The organism is Kibdelosporangium aridum (assembly GCF_900176515.1).
Taxonomy (GTDB): Bacteria; Actinomycetota; Actinomycetes; order Mycobacteriales; family Pseudonocardiaceae; genus Kibdelosporangium; species Kibdelosporangium aridum.
Map to the genome: position 1 here is coordinate 1 of NZ_FWXV01000008.1, position 23,122 is coordinate 23,122.

The 23,122-nt window shown below is 65.9% G+C and carries 16 protein-coding genes and 1 pseudogene; 8 read left to right on the plus strand and 9 right to left on the minus strand.

The features are described from left to right. From B9C43_RS36165 to B9C43_RS36185, 5 genes are all read left to right on the plus strand, one after another. Window positions 1-524: extracellular solute-binding protein (locus tag B9C43_RS36165; protein ID WP_143446845.1), on the plus strand; the 524-nt coding region annotated here is incomplete at its 5' end. Next, on the plus strand, window positions 521-1,417 hold the full coding sequence (locus tag B9C43_RS36170) for a carbohydrate ABC transporter permease (RefSeq protein WP_033390914.1): 897 nt from the start codon (window positions 521-523) through the stop codon (window positions 1,415-1,417). The genes B9C43_RS36165 and B9C43_RS36170, both read left to right, overlap by 4 nt. After that, a complete protein-coding gene (locus tag B9C43_RS36175; protein ID WP_084431242.1) occupies window positions 1,414-2,226 on the plus strand; it encodes a carbohydrate ABC transporter permease in 813 nt (270 codons plus the stop codon). Before B9C43_RS36170 ends, B9C43_RS36175 begins: the two co-directional genes overlap by 4 nt. Continuing rightward, on the plus strand, window positions 2,223-4,454 hold the full coding sequence (gene yicI / locus B9C43_RS36180) for an alpha-xylosidase (protein WP_084431244.1): 2,232 nt from the start codon (window positions 2,223-2,225) through the stop codon (window positions 4,452-4,454). The genes B9C43_RS36175 and yicI overlap by 4 nt, the downstream gene beginning before the upstream one ends. Next, entirely contained in the window at window positions 4,451-7,243 is a 2,793-nt protein-coding gene (locus tag B9C43_RS36185; RefSeq protein WP_084431246.1) for a beta-galactosidase, read from the plus strand. The genes yicI and B9C43_RS36185 overlap by 4 nt, the downstream gene beginning before the upstream one ends. Here B9C43_RS36185 and B9C43_RS36190 read toward each other — a convergent pair. Continuing rightward, window positions 7,196-8,206 (minus strand): LacI family DNA-binding transcriptional regulator, encoded by a 1,011-nt coding sequence (locus tag B9C43_RS36190; protein WP_033390909.1) that lies wholly within the window; start codon window positions 8,204-8,206, stop codon window positions 7,196-7,198. The two genes, B9C43_RS36185 and B9C43_RS36190, sit on opposite strands and share 48 nt — an antisense overlap. Window positions 8,207-8,323: 117 nt before the next feature. On the opposite strand from B9C43_RS36190, the gene B9C43_RS36195 reads away from it, so the two are divergent. After that, entirely contained in the window at window positions 8,324-11,245 is a 2,922-nt protein-coding gene (locus B9C43_RS36195) for a glycoside hydrolase family 3 C-terminal domain-containing protein (protein WP_084431248.1), read from the plus strand. A gap of 55 nt (window positions 11,246-11,300) precedes the next feature. On the opposite strand, the gene B9C43_RS36200 is transcribed toward B9C43_RS36195, so the two are convergent. Genes B9C43_RS36200 through B9C43_RS36215 form a run of 4 tightly spaced genes read right to left on the minus strand, consistent with a single transcriptional unit; the run spans window position 11,301 to window position 17,473 of the window. Continuing rightward, window positions 11,301-14,414 carry an alpha-L-rhamnosidase gene (locus B9C43_RS36200; protein ID WP_200825851.1) on the minus strand — a complete coding sequence of 1,038 codons (3,114 nt, stop codon included), beginning with the start codon at window positions 14,412-14,414 and terminating at the stop codon, window positions 11,301-11,303. Window positions 14,415-14,431: 17 nt separating this feature from the next. Further along, entirely contained in the window at window positions 14,432-15,685 is a 1,254-nt protein-coding gene (locus B9C43_RS36205; protein ID WP_084431252.1) for an ABC transporter substrate-binding protein, read from the minus strand. Window positions 15,686-15,710: 25 nt separating this feature from the next. Beyond that, a complete protein-coding gene (locus tag B9C43_RS36210; protein WP_084431254.1) occupies window positions 15,711-16,532 on the minus strand; it encodes a carbohydrate ABC transporter permease in 822 nt (273 codons plus the stop codon). Continuing rightward, complete coding sequence (locus B9C43_RS36215; protein ID WP_084431256.1) at window positions 16,529-17,473, minus strand: carbohydrate ABC transporter permease; 945 nt, start codon at window positions 17,471-17,473, stop codon at window positions 16,529-16,531. The genes B9C43_RS36210 and B9C43_RS36215 overlap by 4 nt, the downstream gene beginning before the upstream one ends. 30 nt (window positions 17,474-17,503) lie before the next feature. Here B9C43_RS36215 and B9C43_RS36220 point away from each other — a divergent pair, with 30 nt between their 5' ends. After that, on the plus strand, window positions 17,504-18,172 hold the full coding sequence (locus B9C43_RS36220; protein WP_084431258.1) for a LacI family DNA-binding transcriptional regulator: 669 nt from the start codon (window positions 17,504-17,506) through the stop codon (window positions 18,170-18,172). A 20-nt stretch (window positions 18,173-18,192) separates the two neighbouring features. Here B9C43_RS36220 and B9C43_RS36225 read toward each other — a convergent pair whose 3' ends face one another. The 4 genes and pseudogenes from B9C43_RS36225 to B9C43_RS36240 all read right to left on the minus strand — a co-directional run bounded on the left by B9C43_RS36225 (window position 18,193) and on the right by B9C43_RS36240 (window position 21,684). After that, the gene (locus tag B9C43_RS36225) at window positions 18,193-19,179 is read right to left on the minus strand and encodes an NAD(P)-dependent alcohol dehydrogenase (protein ID WP_084431260.1); all 987 of its coding nucleotides are present in this window, start codon (window positions 19,177-19,179) and stop codon (window positions 18,193-18,195) included. Next, on the minus strand, window positions 19,176-19,805 hold the full coding sequence (locus tag B9C43_RS36230) for a DUF2306 domain-containing protein (RefSeq protein WP_084431262.1): 630 nt from the start codon (window positions 19,803-19,805) through the stop codon (window positions 19,176-19,178). The genes B9C43_RS36225 and B9C43_RS36230 overlap by 4 nt, the downstream gene beginning before the upstream one ends. Window positions 19,806-19,893: 88 nt before the next feature. Continuing rightward, window positions 19,894-20,563, minus strand: a pseudogene (locus B9C43_RS36235) (response regulator). Further along, a complete protein-coding gene (locus B9C43_RS36240) occupies window positions 20,560-21,684 on the minus strand; it encodes a sensor histidine kinase (protein WP_143446846.1) in 1,125 nt (374 codons plus the stop codon). Before B9C43_RS36240 ends, B9C43_RS36235 begins: the two are co-directional and overlap by 4 nt. A gap of 139 nt (window positions 21,685-21,823) precedes the next feature. Between B9C43_RS36240 and B9C43_RS36245 the strand changes: the two genes are divergently transcribed. Beyond that, on the plus strand, window positions 21,824-23,098 hold the full coding sequence (locus B9C43_RS36245) for a Gfo/Idh/MocA family oxidoreductase (protein ID WP_235039084.1): 1,275 nt from the start codon (window positions 21,824-21,826) through the stop codon (window positions 23,096-23,098). Window positions 23,099-23,122: the final 24 nt, after the last annotated feature.

A 23,122-nucleotide genomic window follows, 5' to 3' on the forward strand; every position in this document is an offset into this window, starting at 1 on the left:
GCAAGGACTCGGCGGGGGTGAAGGCCGAGGACATGGGTGTGTCGTTCATGCAGGGCAAGCATCCGATCATGATCAGTGGCAGTTGGTGGTACGGCAGGCTGGCTTCGGGGATCAAGGATTTCCAGTGGGGGTCGTTCCTGTGGCCGGGGCTGACGGCGGGGTCCGCGGGCAACATGTGGGTGGTTCCGGCGGGGTCGAAGAACAAGGAATTGGCGTACGACTTCATTCAGATCACGATGTCGCCGCAGATTCAGGACAAGTTGCGTGATGCGGGTGGTGTGCCGCTTGTGGACACTGGTTCGGCGTCGAGTGCGGCGCCGCAGTTGAAGGAAGTGGCGGAGAATTTCAAGACGTTGGCCGCGCAGGATCGGTTGGCGTTCTATCCGGACTGGCCGGCGCCGGGTTATTACGATGTGCAGGTTTCGGCGGTGCAGAAGCTGATCACCGGCACGGCGACGCCGCATCAGGTGATGGACGAGATAGCCAAGCCCTACCAGGAGAACCTGGCGAACGTCGGCAAATGATCGCGCGGACATTCCGGGAACGCGGATCGTACCTGCTGTTCCTGATCCCCGGCGGGCTGCTGCTCGCCGGGGTGATCCTGGTGCCGTTCGTGATGAACATCGGCATCAGCTTCACCCAGTGGCAGGGCGTCGGAGATCCGAAGTGGACAGGGCTGGACAACTACACGCGGCTGTTCGGCGACGAGACGTTCTGGGCGTCGTTCCGCAACAACGTCGGGCTCGTCGTGGCGATGGCCATTCTGCCGACGATGGCTGGACTGGTCATCGCGGCCGCGTTGTTCGACGTCATCGGCAAGCGGTTCGGGTCGAGGGCGGCGAGCGTCCTGCGGGCGTGCATCTATCTGCCGCAGGTGTTGCCGATCGCGGTGGCGGGGATCGTGTGGAGCTGGATCCTGGCTCCGCAGGGCGCGTTGAACGAGTTCCTCGGCGTCGTGGGACTGGGTTCGCTGGGGCAGAACTGGCTCGGTGACCCGGATGTCGCGCTGTGGAGCGTGATGGGGGTGCTGTTGTGGATCCAGGTCGGCTATCCGGTGGTGATCTTCATGGCCGGGATGCAGCGGGCGGATCCGTCGCTGTACGAGGCGGCGGAGCTGGATGGTGCGTCCTGGTGGGGCCGGTTCTGGCACGTGACCGTGCCGCAGATCCGGCCGGAGATCTTCGTGGTGTTGCTGACGTGCACGATCGCCGCGCTGAAGGTGTTCGGGCCGATCTACGTACTGACCCGGGGCGGACCCGCCGGCGCGACCAACGTGCCGTCGTACTTCTCGTTCCAGAACTTCTTCGAGAAGACCCAGGTCGGCTACGGCGCCGCGATCGCGACTGTGCTCACCGTGCTGATCCTCATTCTCACCACGGTGTTCCTGCGAGTGCAGAACCGGGGTGAGCGCGGATGAAACGGCATGCGGTGTTCTGGTCGTTGATCGTGCTCGCGGTCGTGATGCTCGCGCCGTTCGTGATCGTGGCGATGAACGCGCTGAAATCGCCCGCGGAGTACGCGGCCGACGGGCCGCTGGCGTTGCCGAGCGACATCACCTTCCAGGGAATTGTCGACTTCTGGGAACGGGTCGACTTCGGGCAGAAGCTGCTCAACAGCCTGGTGATCAGCGGATCGGTCGCGGTGCTCGCGGTGATCATCTCGGTGTTCAACGCCTACGCGCTTGGCATCGGCCGGGTCCGGGGCAGGCTGTGGATCCTGATCGCCTTCCTCGTGGCCAACACGCTGCCGCAGGAGGCCTTGGTCTATCCGTTGTACTACCTGGCCAAGGAGACCGGGCTGTACGACACGCAGCTCAGCGTGATCATCGTCTTCACGATCATCCAGGCCGCGTTCGGCACCTATCTGCTGTCGTCGACGTTCGTCGGGTTCCCGGCCGAACTGCTGGAGGCGGCCCGGATCGACGGCGCGAACAAGTGGCAGACGCTGGTGCGGATCGTGGTTCCGGTCAGCAGGCCCACCTTGGCGGTGCTGTTCGTGTTCTTCTTCATCTGGACCTGGAACGAGTTCTTCCTCCCGCTGGTCCTGCTGATCTCCAATGACACCCAGACCGTCCCGGTGGCCTTGGGTGTCCTGCAAGGCCAACGGTTGATGGACGCGACGATGACCAGCGCGTCGGCGCTGCTCGGCGTGATCCCGGCGATCGCGTTCTTCCTGATCTTCCAACGGACATTGACACGTGGCATCACGGCGGGAGCGGTCAAATGAAGTTCAGCAACGGGTACTGGCTGCTGCGCGACGGCGTGCAGGCGGCCCATCCGGTCGAGGTGTACGACATCACCTCCGCGGCCGGGCAGATCGTCGTCCACGCGCCCACCCACCCGATCCGCCATCGAGGCGACCTGTTGAAAGGCCCGGTGGCGACGGTCCGGTTCTCCTCGCCGATGCCGGACGTGATCGGGGTGAGCCTGACGCACTTCGAAGGCGAGCGGCCGAAGCAGCCGCAGTTCGGGCTGTCGACCGTGCCGCGTGACGTGCTGCTCAGCGAGGACACCCTGACCTCCGGTGCCCTGTCGGTCCGGGTCAGCCGGGACTGGCGGATCGACTTCGTCGTCGACGGCAAGGTGCTGACCACCAGTGGTGCCAAGGGAATGGGCTTCATGAGCCTCGACGGCAAGCACTACGTCCGCGAACAGCTGAACCTGGGCGTCGGGAACGTGGCGTACGGGCTGGGCGAGCGGTTCGGGCCACTGGTGCGCAACGGCCAGGTCGTCGACATCTGGAACGCCGACGCGGGTACAAGCAGCGAGCAGGCGTACAAGAACGTCCCGTTCTACCTGACCAACGCCGGATACGGGGTGTTCGTCAACCACCCGGGACACGTGTCGTTCGAGGTCGCCTCCGAGGCAGTGTCCCGGGTGCAGTTCAGTGTCGAAGGCCAGTCGCTGGAGTACTTCGTCATCTACGGACCCAGCCCGAAGGAGATCCTGCGCAAGTACACCAAGCTCACTGGCAGGCCCGCCATTCCGCCGGCCTGGTCCTTCGGCCTATGGCTGTCGACTTCGTTCACCACCTCCTATGACGAGCGGACGGTGTCCGGCTTCATCGACGGCATGATCGAACGGGACCTGCCGTTGAGCGTGTTCCACTTCGACTGCTTCTGGATGCGCGAGTACAACTGGTGCGACTTCGAATGGGACCCGAGGACGTTCCCCGACCCGGTCGGCATGCTCGACCGGCTGAAGTCCCGCGATCTGCGGATCTCGGTGTGGATCAACCCCTATGTGGGGCAACGGTCCCCGCTGTTCGCCGAAGGTGTCGACGGCGGGTACCTGCTGCGCAAACCGAACGGTGACGTGTGGCAATGGGATCTCTGGCAGCCGGGAATGGCACTGGTCGACTTCACCAACCCGGCCGCCCGGGAGTGGTACGCGTCCAAACTGGAGGCTCTGCTCGATCAGGGCGTGGACTGCTTCAAGACCGACTTCGGCGAGCGCGTGCCCACCGACGTGGTGTACTTCGACGGCTCCGACCCCGAACGGATGCACAACTACTACACGTACCTGTACAACCAGACGGTCTTCGAAGTGCTGCGCAAGCGACGCGGCGACGGCGAGGCCGTGGTTTTCGCCCGGTCGGCCACCGCCGGATCGCAGCAGTTCCCGGTGCACTGGGGCGGGGACTGCGAATCGACCTACGAGTCCATGGCCGAGAGCCTGCGCGGCGGGCTTTCCCTTGGCATGTCCGGATTCGGGTATTGGAGCCACGACATCGGCGGCTTCGAGGGCACGCCGGATCCCGCGTTGTTCAAGCGGTGGATCGCCTTCGGCCTGCTGTCCTCGCACAGCCGCCTGCACGGCAGCTCGTCGTATCGCGTGCCGTGGCTGTTCGACGAGGAAGCCGTCGACGTGCTGCGGATCTTCGCGAAGCTCAAGGCACGGCTGATGCCGTACCTGCATCACGCGGCGCTGCAGGCCAGCACCGAGGGAACGCCGATGATGCGCGCGATGGCGCTGGAGTTCCCGGACGACCCGGCGTGCACGCACCTGGAACGGCAGTACATGCTCGGCGACAGTCTCCTTGTCGCCCCGGTGTTCTCCGACGACGGCGAAGTCTCGTTCTACGTGCCGGACGGGGTCTGGACCGACTTCTTCACCGGCACGGAGATCGAGGGCGGTCGTTGGGTCACGATGACCTGCGACTTCCGCACCGTGCCGTTGCTGGTCCGGCCGAACACGGTCCTCCCGGTCGGAGCTGTCGACAACCGCCCGGACTACGACTACGCCGAAGGTGTGACGCTGCAGGTCTACCAGCTCGCTGACGGGGCCCGGATCACCACGGAGGTCGCTGGTTCCACGTTCTACGTCCGCCGCAGCGGCAACCGGATCCACGTCGACGTGGACTCGCCGCCGTCGGCTTGGCAGGTCGCGTTCCCCGACGGTGAGGACCCGATTTCGGGGAACGACAACGGGTGCACGATCGAGGATGTCCAATGAGGATTTTGGTGGCCGTGCTCATGTTACTCGGGTTGATCGCCGCGCCTGCCGCCGCCGACCAGGCGCGCGGCCACACGGTGGCGTACGACAAGTATTCGCTCACTGTGGACGGTCGCCGGGTGGTGCTGTGGTCCGGCGAATTCCACTACTTCCGGCTGCCCAGCCCGGAGCTCTGGCGGGACGTGCTGGAGAAAATCCGGGCGGCCGGGTTCAACGGCGTCTCGCTCTACTTTCACTGGGGATACCACTCACCCGCCCCCGGTGTGTACGACTTCAGCGGTATCCGTGACGTCGAGCGGTTGCTGCGGATGACAGAAGAGCTCGGGCTGTACGTGGTCGCCAGGCCTGGGCCGTACATCAACGCCGAGACAACCGGCGGTGGCCTGCCCGCTTGGCTGAAGACCGTCGAGGGCCGGGCGCGGTCCAGCGATGCTGGGTACACCGCCGCGTACCGCGAATGGCTCAGCCGGATCAACCCGATCCTGGCGCGGCACCAAGTTACCCGCGGCGGCTCGGTGATCGCCTACAACGTGGAGAACGAGTACGCCGTCAATGTCGATCCGCTCTACATGGAACAGTTGCAGCAGAAGGCAAGGGCGGACGGGATCGACGTCCCGATCGTGCACAACAACTGCTGCAACGGGGATCTGGCGAACTGGTCGTCCGGCCAGGGAGCCGTGCAGATCCCCGGTGTGGACGACTACCCACAGGCCTTCAACTGCCAGGACCCCGGCACGTGGGGCACATGGGGAGAAGGCGTCACGCGGCGGTTGCGCGACGACGCCCCGGTCTACGCGGCGGAGTACCAGGCCGGTGCGATCGACCTGAACAACGCCGGGTACGAGAAGTGCCGGGAGTTGACCGGCCCTGACTACATGAAGGTGTACTACAAGTCGAACATCATCGGCAGCGGTGCCACGATGTACGGCTACTACATGCTCCACGGTGGAACGTCGTGGGGTTGGCTGCCGCAGCCCAACGACGTCTACACGTCGTACGACTACGGCGCCGCGATCACCGAATCCCGTGGCCTGACAACGAAGTACGACGAGTTCAAACGCCAGGGATACTTCCTCACCACGGTCAAACCCCTTGCCAAGACCGACTCCAGCCCAGCGCCCGGGCCGGCCGATCCGGCTGTGTTCACCCAGGCACGCACCAATCCGGACACGGGCACGCAGTTCGTGCTCGTCCGGCATGCGGACCGGCGGACATCGGCCGACGTGTCGACGGTCCTCGACTGGTCCACACCGGACGGTTCCTACTCGGTGCCGGTGCGGGTCAACGGCCGCGACGCCAAGATCCTGGTGGCCGGGTACGACCTCGGCGGGCAGCGTCTGGTGTGGTCTAACTCCGAGATCCTGACCCATGTCACCGTGCAGGGCCGCGATGTCGCCGTACTGTACGGGCGCGAAGGCGAGCAGGGATCCACTGTCCTGCGGTACAACTCTGCGCCGCAGGTACGAGTGCTTGAAGGCGCGGTGCGAAGTTCCTTCGACGGCAAGGACCTGCGGCTGGACTACACCCACTCCGGACTGGCGCGGGTGCTCGTCGAGGGTGGCGGACGGCCGCCGATGCTGCTGATGCTCGGCACTGACCAGACCGCCGCCCAGTTCTGGCGGCTGGACACCGCAGCCGGGCCGGTACTCGTCCGCGGCCCCTCGCTGACACGCTCGGCGGCCGTCGCCGGTGACTGGCTCGTGCTCAAGGCCGACATGGACCAGGCAGGCGAGGTGGAAACCTTCGCACCCACCCGCAGACTGGTCGTGGACGGAAAGCTCGTCCCTGCCCGCCGGACCCCGAGCGGTTCCCTCGTCGGCAGGCTTCCCGGGCCACGTCCGGTCAGTCTGTCCGCGTTGTCGTCATGGCAGTACCGGGCCGAGCCGCCCGCGTTCGGAGATTCGGGGTGGACGGTCGCCGACAAGACGACGACAGCGAGCCCGATCAAGCCGAAGACGTTACCGGTGCTGTACGCGGACGAGTACGGCTACCACTACGGGAATGTCTGGTATCGCGGCGCGTTCACCGCGGGCGGCGATGAGAAGACCGTGTCGGTCAACGCGATCACCGGCAAGCGTGGGAACTACCTCGTGTGGCTCAACGGTCACTACTTGGGGTCCGCGCTTGGCGGCACACAAGCGGACTCCGAACCGGTCAACCCCGACCCAGGGCGAGGCGACTTCACGATCCCAGAGGGCCTGCTGGTCAAGGGGAGCGCAGCCACGTTGTCCGTGCTCGTCACGAACATGGGCCACAACGACAACTGGACGGCCGACGACACCAGGTTCAAGCAACCACGCGGCCTGTTCGGTGTCACCGTGGGCGATGCGAAGATCTCGTGGCAGATCCGGGGTGCGAGCAACAGCGATGTTGAACGCGGCCCGATGAACACAGGCGGTCTGTACGGCGAGCGCGCAGGATGGCATTTGCCAGACCGGCACAGCCGATGGTCGCCCGCGCCGGCGACGATGCCTGCCGGTGTTTCGTGGTACCGCAGCACGTTCCGGCTCGATCTGCCCGCGGATCAGGACGTGCCGGTGGCGTTGCGGTTCGGTGACCAGCCGGACCGCAAGTACCGGGCGTTCGTGTTCGTCAACGGCTGGAACATGGGCCAGTACATGCCCGGGGCGCCGCAGCGTGACTTCGTGGTTCCCGCCGGGGTGCTGGGCCGGTCGAACACGGTCACGCTGGCGGTGATCGCGACCGAACCTGGCGCGCTGGCACCAGTCAGCCTGGTGGCGCTAGGCAACCACTGGACCGGTACTGCCGCGGTCGATCAACTTGGGTGACAACAGGCGGACCTCCGACTGGCCGGCCCCGCCGTTGAGCTGGCGCATCGCCATCTCCACGGCGAGGCCGCCCAGTTCCGCCGTGGGCAGCGCGATGGACGTCAGCGGCAACGCGTGTGCCTCGGCCATGTCCTCCGGGCACACGGCGAGCACCGAGATGTCCTGCGGGACCTGCTTGCCCCTGCGGCTCAGTTCCGAGAGCAGGGACCCGAGGATGGCTTCGTTGTGCACGACTAGGCCGGTGACGCCGGGATGACGCGTGAACACTTCGTCGAGCCGGGTTCGCAACTCGTCGTACGACGGTGGGCAGGGGAACGACGACGCCCGGATCTTGCGTTTCGAAGCGGCTTGCCGGAAACCACGCAGGAAGCGGCCCGCGTAGCTGGTGCCGCGTTTGTAGACGGCGGGGGAGGGGCCGATCAGGGCGATCTCCCGGTGCCCGAGCTCGGCGAGGTGTGTCACGCAGGCCGAACCGGCCGCCGTGAAGTCGAGGTCGACACACGTGAGGCCGCCCGTTTCGTCCGGAACACCGATCAGCACGACCGGCCTGTCCAGTGCCCGGAGCACGGGCAGGCGCGGCTCGTTGGCCTCCACGTCCATCACGATCAACGCGTCGGCGATGGACGACGCGGCCACCCTGCGCAGGCCCTCCGGCCCTTCGTCCTTGGTCAACAGCAGGACGTCGTGGTCGTGCTTCCTGGCCTCGGTGACCGCGGCCGCGACGAACTGCATGACCACCGGGACATTCAGGTCGGTCCGCAACGGGATCACCACCGCGAGCACGTTGCTGCGGCTGCTCGCCAACGCCCGCGCGCCGGCGTTCGGGTGGTAGCCCAGCTTCTGGATGCTGCGCTGGACCCTTCGGCGCACCTCCTCGGAGATGGGCCGCTTGCCCGAAAGCACATAGGACACAGTGCTCGGCGAAACCCCGGCCGCACGGGCGACATCCGCGATGGTGACCACTTGACGATGATAGTCGCGGCCGTGTCGCAGTGTCATGACCGCGTCATGTTCGTCCTTATCGGACAGAAAGGCGAATCATTGTCCAGAAGCGCACGTTTTGTTGCCAGAGTTGTGATAATGGTGGTCGCGCTCGTCGCGGGTCTGGCCGGGCCCGCGATCGCCCAGCCGGCCGGCTATCCGTTCCGTGACCCGGCGTTGCCGCTGCAGGCCAGGGTCGACGATCTGCTCAAGCGCCTGACGTTACCGGAGAAGGTCTCGCTGCTGCACCAGTTCCAGCCGGCGATCCCACGGCTGGGCATCGGCGAGTTCAAGACCGGTACGGAAGCCTTGCACGGCCTGGCGTGGACGACCGAGCGGACGAACGGCAACGTCGTAACGGCCAACGCAACCGTGTTCCCGCAGGCGATCGGGCTGGCCTCGACGTGGAACCCGGCGCTGATCCGGCAGGTCGGCGCGGTGGTCGGCGACGAAGCCCGTGGCTACCACTCGCAGGACCCCGGGTTCTGGGGCCTGCAGCTGTGGGCCCCGGTGGTCAACCTGTTGCGTGATCCCCGCTGGGGGCGCAACGAGGAGGGCTACTCCGAGGATCCGGCGTTGACCGGCGCGATCTCGACGGCGTACGGCAAGGGCCTCATCGGTGATCACCCGACGTACCTCAAGACTGCGCCCGTGCTCAAGCACTACCTCGCGAACAACAACGAGGTCAATCGGACCACCGCGTCGTCCAACCTGCGGCCCCGGGTGCTGCGCGAGTACGACGAACTGGCGTTCAAGCCCGCGATCTCCGCGAACGCGGCGACCGGCGTGATGTCCTCGTACAACCTCGTCAACGGGCGGCCGGCCACCGTCAACCCGGACGTCAACGACGTCGTACGGACGTGGACCGACAAGACTCTCTACAACGTCAGCGACGCCTCCGGGCCGTACAACCTGACCGGTTCGCAGAAGTACTTCGCCACCAACGAGGAAGGCTTCGCGGCCACCCTCAAGGCGGGGATGGACAGCTTCACCGTCGACGACAACCGGTCCGGCCCGACCATCCAGATCATCAACTCCGCGTTGGCCAAGGGCTTGCTCACGGAAAAGGACATCGACACCTCGGCCCGCAACGTGTTGACCATCCGGTTCCGGCTGGGTGAGTTCGATCCGGATGGTGGCCCGTACGCCAAGATCCGCAAGGACATCGTCAACAGCCCTGCCCACAAGGCACTGGCGCGCAAGACGGCGACCGAAGCCATGGTGCTGTTGAAGAACGACCGCAACGCCTTGCCGCTGGACCCGAAGCGCAGCCTCGCTGTGATCGGGCCGCTCGAGCGGACCCTGTACACGGACTGGTACTCCGGCGGGCTGCCTTACAGCGTGACTCCGTTGGACGGCATCAAGTCCCGGCAGGCCAACGCGATCGACACCGAGGCCGTCGACCGGATCGCGTTGCGCGAGGCCAGCACTGGCCGGTACGTCACCGCGGGCTCCGATGAGGACGGCGATGTGCTGAAGGCAGCGGGCGCCAATGTCGGTGCGACAGAACAGTTCGATGCCTTCGACTGGGGACAGGGTGTGCTCACGCTGCGCAGCGCAGCCAACGGCAAGTACATCGAGCGCCAGAACCAGGGCCACCCCACCAGCCCGTTCGTCAACCAGGCGCCGCAGCCGCGGGGCTGGTTCGTCCACCAGCAGTTCAAGCTGGAGGACGCCGGGGACGGTACGGTCGTGATCAGGTACGCCGGGTACGAGACGCCGAACACCTGGGACGGGCCGAACAACTACCTCACCGTCGCGGCCGACGGAACGCTGGTTCTGGGTTCGCCGGACGCGGCGGGTGCGACGAAGTTCCGCAAGGAGCTGATCAGCTCGGGCATCGACAGCGCCGTGCGGGCGGCGAAGGCAGTGGACACCGCGGTGGTCGTGGTGGGCAGCATGCCGTTCATCAACGGCCGCGAAGACCACGACCGGACCTCGATGGCCCTCGCGGAAAGCCAGTCCGCGCTCATCAAGGCGGTCCGGCAGGCGAACCCGAACACCGTGGTCGTGGTGGAGAACAGCTATCCGACCACACTGACCTGGGAGCAGGAGAACATCCCGGCGATCGTGTGGACTTCGCACGCCGGTCAGGAGACCGGCAACGCGCTGGCTGACGTGCTGTACGGCGTGGCCAACCCGGCGGGCCGGCTCACGCAGACGTGGTACCGCTCGGACGCGGACGTGCCGGACATTTTCGACTACGACATCATCAAACGCGACCGTACGTACCAGTACTTCGACGGCAAACCGCTGTACGCCTTCGGACATGGCCTGTCATACACGTCGTTCCGCTACAGCGATCTCCGGATCTCCCCGTCGGGTCGTAACGGTAGCTTCACGGCGACGGTGCAGGTGACCAACACCGGTCAGCGTGCCGGGGACGAAGTGGTCCAGCTTTACACCCATCAGCGCACTTCTCGTGACACGCAACCGAACCAGCAGTTGCGCGCGTTCCAGCGCGTGAGTCTCAATCCGGGCGAGACCCGGATGGTGCGGCTGGCCGTGCCGGATCTCAGGCACTGGGACGTCACCCGCAACAAGTGGGTGCTGGAGTCGTCGGTCCACGACGTGCTCGTCGGCACGTCCGCATCGGACATCCGGCAGCGATCCGATGTACGAGTACACGGGGAGCAGATCCCGCCACGCAACCTCGGCCGGGAGACCAGGGCGATCGACTTCGACGACTACGCGGGCGTGGATCTGGTCGACGAGAGCAAGGCACGTGGTGAGGCGGTCGAGGTGACCTCCGGCGACTGGGTGCGCTTCAGCGATGTCGAGCTCGGTCGCGGTGTGCGGACGTTCACTGCGAAGACGGCCGGCATTGCACCGGCCACTGTGGAAATCCGCCTGGACGACCCGGTGAACGGCAGGCTGGCCGGCACGGCCCAGATCCCGGCCACCGGGGACAAGTACAGCTACACGACCACCACCGGTTCTCTGTCGGGCGCGAGCGGACGGCACGACGTCTACCTCGTGTTCAGCGGGGAATCGAGGATCAGCACCTTCTCCCTGCGTTAGTTCGTGTGTCCACAGTGGTCCGTCAGGTGCGACCTGGCGGACCACTGTGGACGGACTATCGTGGAACCGTCCTGAAGGCGGCCGAACCCGATCCGGTCCGGTAGATCGAATAACCCCCTTCCGATCGGAGGAACTCGGCTCGGTCAGGCTTCACGACGGTGTGCCCATCCCTCACCGGGACCCAGATCTCGGCAGTCGAGTTCGGTGGGACGTCCACCTCCAGCCGGAACGAGTGGTTCGTCCTTGACCATTCCGACCGCACCGCACCCTGTGCGGTCCGGAAGCTGCCTCGCACGTGGGTGAGGTCGCCGACCACCTTCGGCTGGATCACCACCGATCGGGGGCCGTCGACGCGGATGCCCGCGAGGCCAGTGTGGAACCACTCCTCGATCTGGGCCAGGATCATGTGGTTCTTGGAGTCGCCGCGGTTCCAGCGTTCGCCCATGGTGGTCATCCCGCCGGGGTTGGCGGTGGTCGGCTCGAGGAAGAAGCCGTAGCTCGGCTGCTCGTTGCGCTGCACCAGAGCCCACAGGACGTCGTCACGCCCACCTGAGCTCAGTGCCCGGACGGTCGGCGCCATGCCGATGGTCCCGCCGCTGAAGTGCGGACCCTCACCGTTGGGGTGGAAGGCGTAGACGAGCTCGACGAGTGCGTTGAGGACGGCCGGGCGTTCGGTGTCGGGTACGAGTCCGGCGTCCAGCGCGAGAGCCTGGGCCGTCTGTGTCGCGCCGGTGGTTCCGGCATTGCCGTCGCTGGTGTACCGGCGTAGTTGCGTGTTGTAGAAGTTCGCGTTGAAGGCCGCCTTGATGTCCTGCGCGAGTGCCCGGTACTTCTGGGCGTCGGACTGGTGACCGGTCAGCTCGGCCATGGTGGCCAGTTTGCTGATCATGACGTAGTAGCCCCACGTGCCGGTGATCCGGCCGGATGTCTGCTCCGCGGCGACCCAGTCGGCGAGGGCCGCGTCCACGATGTGGGCGTTGGCTTTCTGGCGTTGGATGTAGTCGGCGAAGTCCACCATCTGGTCGTAGTAGCGGGCCATGGTGGTGGTGTCGCCGTAGAGCTCGTGGAGCATCGCGGGCACTAGGATGATCGCGTTGCCCCAGTTGATCTCGTCCCCGAAGCGGCCGGAGTAGCCCCAGTCGTAGACCGGGGTTTTCAGCGCCACATTGCCGAACATAGGTGTGTCCGCGATGGACTGTCCCTCGACGAGGTGGCGCATGGTCGTGCGCAGGTACGCCGAGAGGTCGTAGTTCCGGTGGATGGCGCCCATGGGCATGGTGTAGTCGGCCGGGTACGACAGCTTCTCGCGTCCTGGGCAGTCGGTGAAGACCGACATGATGTTGCCCGCGAAGGAGTATCCGGCCATCGTGTGCAGGCGGTTGATCCGCGCGTTGGAGGTGGTCACCTCACCGGCGACCGGCGTTGCCGCCTGCAGCCGCAGACCCTCGATCAAGTCCTTGGCGGGAACGTATCCCTCGGGCAGTCCAGTCACCTGGATCCACTGCATTCCGAAGTAATTGAAGTCGGGATGCCAGGTCTCGCCCGGGATTCCGGCTGTGGTGTAGGTGTTGAACAGATCGCGGCCCCGGTTGCCGCCTCCGCCCATCAATGAGGCCTGGTCGACCGTGCCGTCGGCGGCCAGCGATTCGGCGGGAGCGAGCCGGATGACGGTCCCGGCTGGTACTGCCTTGGCCAGACGCAGCCGGGGCCAGCCGACGATGTTCTGGCCGAAGTCGAACACCCAGGTACCGGGCGCTGGGTTGGTCATCGAGACCGGGGTGAACCTCTCGACCACTTCGACGCCCGGCGCGGTACGGGCTACGAGCTTGGTGGCCAGGTTCGGCGGTGGTGCGATACCTGCCGCTGTCCAGGACATGTCGGTCCCGTCACGCCGCTTGGCGGTGGGCGTCAGGTTCGATCCGGGCTGGTCCCAGCCGATCTGCTCCCTGCGGGCGTCGTAGTCGGCGCCGGAGTACCACGCATCGGTCACGAGCGCGCCCAAGGCGCTGCGCCAATTGCGATCCGACACGATGACGTCACTGGATCCGTTGGTGTAGAAGACTTCCAACCGTGCGATCATGCGCGGTGTCACAGCGGCACCGGCACTCGGGTCACTCGCCGCGATGTTGTTGCCTGATCCGGTCACCACGGCGCCCGCGAGGTGAGGCTTTGACAGCCCTGGGGTGAACGTGATCTCTGCCGAGCCGATGGCTGTGATGGTCCGCGATTCGAGGTTGTCACCGCCGTTGCCGGTGTCGATGTTGATGGTGCCGCCGACGTGGTAGTTGATGACGTTGTCGAGTTTCACAGTCGTGGCGCCGGGTCCCGAGTCCGCGGCGAGAACGCTGTTGCCCTTCAGTTGGCTTTGCCACCACGAGTAGGGCGACGTCCTGCCGACCGCCGGGTTCGTGACGCTGCGACGGACGTAGGCCGGTCCGTTGCCCAGTCGCACACCCAGTGTGTTGTCGCCTCTGCGCAGCTCATCGGTGATGTCATACGTCCGGTACTCGCTGGAGAGCTGGTAGTTCGAGTTGCCGGGCGCGAGGACTTCGTCAGTCAGGCTCCGGCCGTTGAGGGTCGGCAGTTGCAGGCCGACCCCGGAGAGGTAGAGCCGAGCACGGCCGATCTGCTTGCGGGGGTCGACAGTGAACTGGCGGGCGAAGATCGGCATCGGCTGGTTCTCAGTGCGCCCTGGATACTCGATCCAGCGTGCCTGGCCCCAGTCGCTCTGGCTGAGCAGACCCATTTCCCAGGACGACGGCGTGCTCCAGGACGACGGTGTGGAGTCGGCGTCCCAGACCCGCACCCGCCATACCGGGCGTTCGCGTGAGCCGAGTTCTCGTCCGGAATAGCGGACACCGGACTGGTCAGCCGAGACCCGGCCGGTATCCCAGATCAGCTTGCCTTTCCGCAGATCCGGCTCGGTGGCCGCGACTTGGATCTGATAGGCCGTCTGCCTGTCAGCCGGACAGCGGGAGCGACGGCACGGACGGGCTTCCGCGATCTTCCAGCCCAGGGTGGGAGCGGTGTCGTCAATACCGAGTGGCTGGTCGTCCCGGCCGTTGACCTGCAGGTCGATCACGCGGACGTGGGGTTGCCCGGCGGCGGCCGAGTCAGGTGCGGCGATCATCGGCATGATGAGGATCAATCCTGTCAGGGCTCTTCTCACCCGGCTGGTCACCATCGTCAGGCACCCGCCCGGTAGTCGGCGTCCATCGCGGCGAGCACTTTGTCCGGAGTGGACTGTCCACTGAAGACCGCCTGTAGTCCGCTGAGCATCGTCTGCTGCACCTTGGCGTTGGGCCACAGCTGGTCCATGAACGGCACGGTCCGGTCGCCGCTGATGAACTGGGAGAGCTCGGTCAGAGCGGGGTCGACGGCGTAGCCGGTGTCCGGCAGCGACGGCAGGCCGCCCTGCTTCTGCACGTACAGGTTCATGCCTTGCGGTGACATGACGAAGTTGACGAACTTCAACGCCAGGTCACGGTTCTTGGCCTTGGCGTTCACCCCGTACCCCGCGCCTGCCGCGGCGGGCATGAGTGCCTTGGCAGGGTCGTCGGTCGCCGGAAGCGCCTTGAGCATGTAGGTCCCGGCCGGATTCTTCTTCTTGAGCAGCGCCACCACCCAGTTGCCCTGGATGATGCCGAGTGTCTTGCCTGTGGCGGCGAGTTCCTGACTGGCCTCGTAGCTGGTGCCGAGCGGGTTCTGCTGGAAGCACCCGGTCTTGTCCATCTCGAGGTACTTCGCCAGCGCGGTGGTCCACGCCGAACTGGCGAACGTGGCCTGACCGGCCTGCATCTTCTTGTCGAAGTCACGGTCGTCGCCGTAGACAGTCGTGGAGACCAGGGCGTACAGGGCGACCTGAGTCACCCAGTTGTCCTGATTGCCCAACGCGAAGGCCGGTGTTCCCTTGGCGGCCGCTGCCCGGCAGAAGGCCAGCAGTTCGGTCCACGTCGCCGGTGGGGTGAGTCCGGCTTTGGCCATCGCGTCTTGGTTGTACACCGCGCCGATCCCGCTGACCCCGAAGATCGCGTTGTAGGTCTTTCCCTCGTACTGGGCAACGGTCTTGACCGATGCGGGCAGCTTCGCGGCCCACGCTTGATCAGAAAGGTCAAGCAGGTAGCCGGGTTTGGCCAAGACGTAAGTCGCGCCCGGGTTTCCGTTGCCCGGCCAGACCGACATCACGTCGGGTGCGGTGCTGGAGGACAGCTGGGTGCGGATCTGCTGCTGGTACTGGTCGGCGCCGCTGGTCGTGAAGTTCACCTTCACACCGGGGTTGGCCGCCTCGAAAGCCTTGACGACGTCTTCGACAGAGCCCTGGTCGATCGAAGCGAGGGTCAGTGTGCTGGCGTCACCGCTGGAGCCTGCTGTGGTGCCGCCGCTGCACGCGGCCAGCATGGTCAATGCTGCCGTCGCGGCTGCCAGTCTGCGTATGGTCATGGCCTCTCCTTCGCGGATGGGGGAGTCATCCTTTGAGCCCTCCGGCAAAGCCGTTGATGATGCTGCGTTGCAGTACGAAGTAGACGATCAGGATCGGCACGGTGCTGATCACCAGTGCGGCGAAGACCAGGTTCCAGTCGGTGACGTACTGGCCGACGAAGCCGGCCAGCGCGACAGGCATGGTCTGCTGGGTGGTGCCGCTCAGGTACAGCAAAGGCGTGAAGAAGTCGTTCCACACCCCGATCGCGTTCAGCACCAGCGCGGTCACGGTGATCGGCTTGAGCATCGGGAACACCACGTACCGGAAGCTTTGCAGCGGCGAGCAACCGTCGATCAGGGCGGCGTCTTCGAAGTCCGGTGGCAGGGCCCGCAGGAAACCGACATAGAGAAACGTGGTGAACGGCACCTGCAGCCCGGAGTAGAACAGGATCAGGCCCCACACGCTGCCGAGCAGACCGAGGTCACGCATCGTCTGGTACAGCGGCAAAGCCGCGAGCTGGAACGGAAGCACCAGGCCCAGCATGATCAGCAGGAACATCCCGCGTGACCAGCGCGCGGTGACCCGGGCCAACGGATAAGCGGCGAGCGACGAGACAATCAGCACGATGACGACGCTTCCGGCGGTCACCAACGCGCTGTTGACCAAAGCGCCGCCCAACGCGCCCTGTTGCCAGGCCTGAACAAAGTTGTCCACTGTGGGCGACGTGGTCGGCGCGATCGGCGACGAGGTGTCCGATGGTGCCCGGACCGCCAGGTTGACCAGGACGTACACCGGGAATCCGACGACGAGGGCGACAGCGAGCATCACCAGCTCCAGGCCGAACGTGCGCCAGCGGTAGCGGTTCATGACACCGCTTTCTCGTTGCGGGACAGGAAGAAGTACTGCCCGGTGGACGCGATCGCCACGATGATCGTGAGAATGACCGCGAGCGCGATGCTGTATCCGAACTCGCCCAACGTGAAGGCGTCCTTGTAGATCAGCGTCGACAGCGTGTCGGTGGCGTGCCCCGGCCCGCCGCCGGTCAACGCGTAAACCTGGTCGAACAGCTTGATTCCGCCGATGATCGACAGCATTAGGTTGATCGTGAGCGCCGGGGCCAGCAACGGCCTGGTCACCGACCAGAACCGGCGCACCGGCCCTGCACCGTCGATGGCGGCGGCCTCGTGGATCTCCTGGGGGATGGACTGCAGCCCGGCCAGGAAGATGACCATGGAGTAGCCGCCGAACTGCCACACGATCACCGCGACGACCGACCAGAGGGCCAACTGTGGATCGCCCAGCCAGTCCTGCCGCCACGAGTCCAGTCCGACCGCGCCGAGCAGGGTGTTGACCGCGCCGTCCGGGCCGAGCAGGTTGCGCCACAGGTACGCGGTGACGATCGGGGTGATCACCGCCGGAGCGAACAGGAAGACCCGCAACACGTTGCGCGACTTGATGATGGTGTTGACCCCGAGTGCCAGCAGCAGGCCGAACCCGTTCTGGATCACGGTGATCGCGACCGCGATCAGCAGCGTGTGCCAGATCGCCTGCGTCGCCGCGGGATCGGCGGTCATCTCGACGAAGTTGCCCAGTCCGACGAACGAGTAGGCGGGATCCAGGCCGTCCCAGTCGGTGAAGGCGTAGTACACGCCACGGACGCTCGGCACGATGACGACAAACGCGAACAGCGCCATCGCCGGCAGCGCGAACCACCACGGCGGGCCCTGTTGGCGGCGGCGTGGTGCGGCCGTGGGCTCGGACCGGGGCATGGGCGGCTTCACGAGCTGCTCACTCGGGGCGACTGTCATCGGCGCCTCTCAATTGAAACGTTTCATCGCATGGACGGCCTGATCCTGATCGCCCCGGTCTCATCGCGATCCCGCCTGGACCGCATCGCGAGCATCGTGCCGACTGTCGTCGTCGGGCGACATGGCCACTCCGCCAGATACGACACCGTGGTCGACGACGACACCGCTGGCGCCGCTCTCGTCGTCAACCACCTGGCTGACTTGGGACACAAGCGAATCGCGCACGTCGAGCACTTCGAGACCGACCCCGACCGCCTGGCGGAAATGCCGAACGCGATCCGTGCGCAAGGCTACCGGCAGGCCATGCGTGCCCGCGGCCTCGCGGACGAGATCGACGTCGTGTCCACTGCGTACACCCAGGAAGGCGGATATCTCGGCGCGAAGGAACTACTCGCCCGGCCTCGGCTGCCCACGGCCATCTTCGCCGGTGCGGACATCGCCGCCATGGGCGTTCTGCACGCGCTGGCCGAAGCAGGTCTCTCCGTCCCTGGCGACATCTCGGTCGCCGGTTACGACAACACGACGTTCGCTGCGCTGGGGTTGATCTCGCTCACCAGCGTCGACCAGGCCGGTCGGCAAACCGGCAGCAACGCCGCACGGCTGTTGTTGGACCGCATCGCCAACCCGCAGACGCCGGCTGTACAGATCAAGCTCTCACCCACGTTGATCGCCCGTGGCACCACCGCTCCACCACGCTGACGTACCAACGAAAGCGTTCATCACACGGTGATGACGACTTTGGCCTGTGCGTGTTCCTCTTCGACGTAGCGGATGGCGTCTGGCGTTCTGTGCAAGGGAAAGGTCCGGTCGATGGCGGGGACCACCTTCCCGGATTCGATGAGGTGGCGCAGTGCGGTCAGGTGCTCCTTGCCTGGAGTCACGCTGAGAACGAGCACCCGGTGGCGGATGAAGCGCGACATGATCTGAGCTCTGATGATCAGTCCCATTGGGCCGAAGAAGCTTCCTCCGTTGAACACGCCTCCGCCAGAGAGCACGAGCGTTCCCGTCGATGTCAACGTGCTTCGCAACCGCGCCAACGAATGGTTGCCCACGAGGTCGAAAACGAGGTCGTAGCGTTGTCCTGCGCGGGTGAAGTCTTCCTGCGTGTAGTCGATGACGTGGTCAGCGCCGAGCGACTGGACCAGATCGATGTTCCTCTTGCTGCACACGCCGGTCACGTGCGCACCGAGCGACTTCGCGATCTGCACGGCGAACGTGCCCACACCGCCCGAGGCGCCGTTGACGAGAACGTGCTGTTCGGCCTGTACTCCTTGCAATCCCGCCAAGGCCGTGGTGCCCGCAAGCGGTACTGCCGCAGCTTGTTCGAAGGTCAGGTTCGCGGGTTTCGCGTCCACCAAGTCGGCCGGTACGCAGACGTGTTCGGCGAAAGCCCCATTGGCGTCACTGAGATCGCCGTACACCTCGTCTCCGGGACGCACCTGTGTCACTGCCTTTCCGGCGGCCTCGACGCGGCCGGCGAAGTCTCGGCCCCGGATCCTCCTCTTTGGACCATTCAGGCCGAACCAAGCGGGGGACAGCAGGCGCATCACGTAAGGATCGCCTCGCATGACGTGCCAGTCGTACGCATTGACCGCCGCCGCATGCACTCGCACCAACACTTCGTTGTCGGCGGGTGTCGGCTTCGGCACGTCCATCAGCTTGAGGACGTCGGGGGAGCCGTACCGGTCTTGAACGATCGCTTTCATCGAATCTCCTTGACAAGTGACTTCCGGATGAGCCATTCGGCGACGGCGAGGTTGATCACCCAACCGGCGATGGCCAGCAGTGCCCGGCTGAGTTCGTCGGGCGGTCCCTCGGCGAAGCTCAAGGGCAGGAGGGTGAGTACCTGTGTGCCCGCGCCCAGCCCGATGGCGTAACCACGGATCATCCATGCCCGGTGCTGAGTGATGTCCCGCCGTCGGATCGCAGCGACGCCGAGGATCAGACACAGCGCCATGGCTGAGCCGAACACGAGCCGGGCGCCTGCGAGCACAACACTGTCCGGGATCTGGTACGACAACGTCATCCACAGTCCGGAGAGCGCGGCGACCAGTCCACAAGGGACAACCCATCGACCGGCGACCCGGTGCCAGCCGCCGCGGCGCGACTGCGGAGCGAACTGAAAGGCGCCCAGTACGCAAAACACGGTGGCGCCGACGATATGCAGCACCAGCGGCAGAGGCTCATTGAAGAACCGGGCGTTCTGCGCGGAGATCGGTCCACCGGTGCCCAGCTCGGTCAGCCGGAACGCGCCTGCGATCACGGGCACCGCGCTGAGCGCGATCAGTCCGGCGACCGCGGCCCGTCCCTGTCTGGTGATTCCCTGTGGCATGCCCGAAATCGTGCCGTCACCAGGCAGGACACATCATCGGAACTTAGGCCTGAGTTGAACCGGCCGATGGTACGGCGGCGAAGCCGTACTATCGGCGGGATCCGTTGCGCACGCGGTTGGTCTCGTAGGCCCACATGGCGATCTCGACCCGGTTGCGTGCCGACAGCTTCGCCATCAGGCTGGCGATGTGAGTCTTCACCGTGCTGAGCGTGATGTGGAACTCGTCGGCGATCTCGCTGTTCGTACGGCCCGACGCGACGGCGACGAGGATCTGCTCTTCGCGGTCGGTGAGCACGTCGATGGGTTGCACCGGTGGTGACGCGGGGTCCGGTGTCGGCGAAGGCGCCGAGCAGCCGTGCGGTGATGCTCGGCGCGATGAGGGCATCGCCGTTGGCCGCGGCGCGCACCGCCTGGGTCAGCATGGCGCGGCCGGAGTCCTTGAGCAGGAAACCCCGGGCACCGGCCCGCAGCGCGGCGTAGACGTAGTCGTCAAGGTCGAAGGTCGTGATGACGACAACGGCAAGCGGATCGTCGACAGCGGGCCCGGCGAGCGCGCGGGTGGCTTCGATGCCGTCGAGGACAGGCATCCGGATGTCGAACAGGCACACGTCGGGACGCAGACGCCGAGCGAGATCGACAGCCTGCCGTCCGTCGGCGGCCTCGCCAACGACCTCGATGTCCGGCTGTGCGTTGAGGATCATGGTCAGCCCGGTCCTGGCGATCTCCTGATCGTCGGCGACGACCACTCGGATGCTCATCGCGCCGCCGTCCGGGGCAGTACAGCCGTCACCGTCCAGCCACGGCCGGAGTTCGGGCCGGCTTGGCAGGTGCCGCCGAGCAGGTCAGCGCGCTCGATCATGCCGAGGAGGCCGTGTCCCGGCGTCACGACAGGGCTGGGCTGCCCGTCGTCGGTCACCCGCAGGGACACCGACGTGTCGTCAGCGGCTACGCGGACTTCGATGCGGGTGGCATGTCGCGCGTGTCGCCGTGCGTTGGTGACTGACTCCTGAGCTAGGCGGTAAATCGCTGTTTCGACCGAGGACGGCAGATCGTCGACCGCACCCGTGATCTCCACGTCCACATCCGGCCCTGGCCCCGCTCGGGTCGCCAGCCGCGCGACATCGCTGAGACGTGGGCTCGGCGCGACATCCGCCGGTTCGTCCTGGCGCAGGAGGCGAACCATGGTGCGCATCTCGGCGAGCGCGAGCGACGCCTCGGACTCGATCACGGTGAGCGCCTCAGTGGCCGCGCTCGGTTGCGACTCCGATGCCGCGAGACCGGCCCCGGCCCGCAGCGCCATCGCCGAGACGTGATGGGCGACCGTGTCGTGCAGGTCGCGGGCCAGCCGTTCCCGTTCAAGCAGCCTGACCTGGTCGAGCTCACGCATCCGAGCCTTGGTCCGGTAGCGCAGTGCCGCGCCCAAAGCACCGACCGAGAACAGAACGACGATCCCGGTGAGCGTTTCGGCAAGGCTGATAGTGCCGAGGACCAGCGAGAGGAGGAGCTTCGCGAGGATGATCGCCGCGCCGAACACGATCTCGCGGCCCGATCCCCACCGGACCAGCGAATACACCAGAAGCAGCAGGAACACCATCGTGTTCAGGCCGGCCTCGGCGCCGGTCAGCACGGGGACCAGGCCACTGACACCGAAGGCGATCGCGATCATCACCAACGGCCTGGTCCGCCGCCACACCAGCGTCGGCGCCAGCCCCACGGCCACGACGATCGAGACGACCCGCCACGACAGGTCCGTCCGCAGGAGGCCCTCGACCACCGCGATCGACGCGATCAGGCCGACCAGCGCCCAGTCCCGCCACGCCCTGGGCGTCGGCCGGGAGGGGCTCGGCTCGTCATAGAAAGACCGGAGAAGGCCGTACACCAACTCATAGTACGAGAGCCGGAGCCTGTTCAGATCAGCCCAAAGTACTAGGCCCGAACCCGGCGCTTTGGTAGAGGTTGGATAGCGAAGGGTAACCGGATGAAGGGTGGAGTCGTTGGGACGCAGGCGGTATGCGGTTGTGGGGACGGGGTCGCGGGCAGAACGGCACATCCGGGCGATTGCGATCGATCACAGCGAACACTGTGAGCTGGTGGCGTTCGCCGATACCAACGCCGTTCGGATGCGGGTGTACAACGAACGGCTGACGGATCTCGGACATCCCGCGGTACCCACGTACAAGGCGGACGAGTTCCTGGAGATGATCCGACGCGAGCGGGTTGACGTGGTTGTCGTGGCCACAGTGGACCAGTTTCACGCGTCCTACATCGTCCAGGCGCTTGAGGCGGGATGCGACGTCGTCACCGAGAAGCCGATGACGACTGACGTCACCGGTGCCAGAGACGTGCTGGAGGCTGTCGAACGGACCGGTCGTAAAGTGACCGTGGCCTTCAATTACCGGTACAGCCCTATTCACGAGAAGGTCCGTGAGGTGCTCGCCGACGGTGCCATCGGCGAGGTCGGGTCGGCACACTTCGAATGGCTGCTCGACGTCCGGCACGGCGCGGACTATTTCCGGCGCTGGCATCGGGACAAGGCCAACTCGGGTGGGTTGATGGTGCACAAGGCGACCCATCACTTCGACTTGGTGAACTGGTGGCTCGGCACGTCGCCCGAAACGGTGTTCGCGCAGGGAAGGCTTTTCTTCTACGGCAGGCAGAACGGCGAACGGCACGGGCACGCCCGTGACTACGAACGGGTGCACGGTTCGGCGGCCGCCAAGGACGACCCCTTCGCACTGCACATCGAGCAGAACGAGTGGCAGCGTCGGCTTTACCTGGAGGCCGAGAGCGAGGACGGCTATCGGCGGGACCAGAACCCGTTCGCGCCGGGAGTGTCCATCGAGGACGACATGGCCGTGCTGGTCCGCTATGTGTCGGGCGCGACCATGACGTACCACCTCACCGCGTACTCGCCGTGGGAAGGCTACCGGTTCATGGTCAACGGCTCCGCCGGTCGGCTGGAGCTCGAGGTGGTGGAGAACTCGTGGGTCAGCGGCCAACGGCCCGCGGTCCACGGAGACGAGGCCAACCCGGAGGAGCACTGGGCCCGGCTCACCGTTCGGCCGTTCTTCGATCGTCCCGTCGAGATCGAGCTCAAAACCGGGGAGGGCGGCCACGGCGGTGCGGACGACCGGATGACCGCGGCGCTCTACGGCGAACCGGCCGAGCCGGATCCGCTCGGGCGGCACGCCACGCATCGAGACGGCGTCATGTCGTTGCTGACCGGGTTCGCCGCGAACGAAAGTTTCGGTACGGGCCGTCCTGTCCAGGTCGACGATCTGATCAAACTCTGAGGCGACCGTCCGTTGGGGAGTACG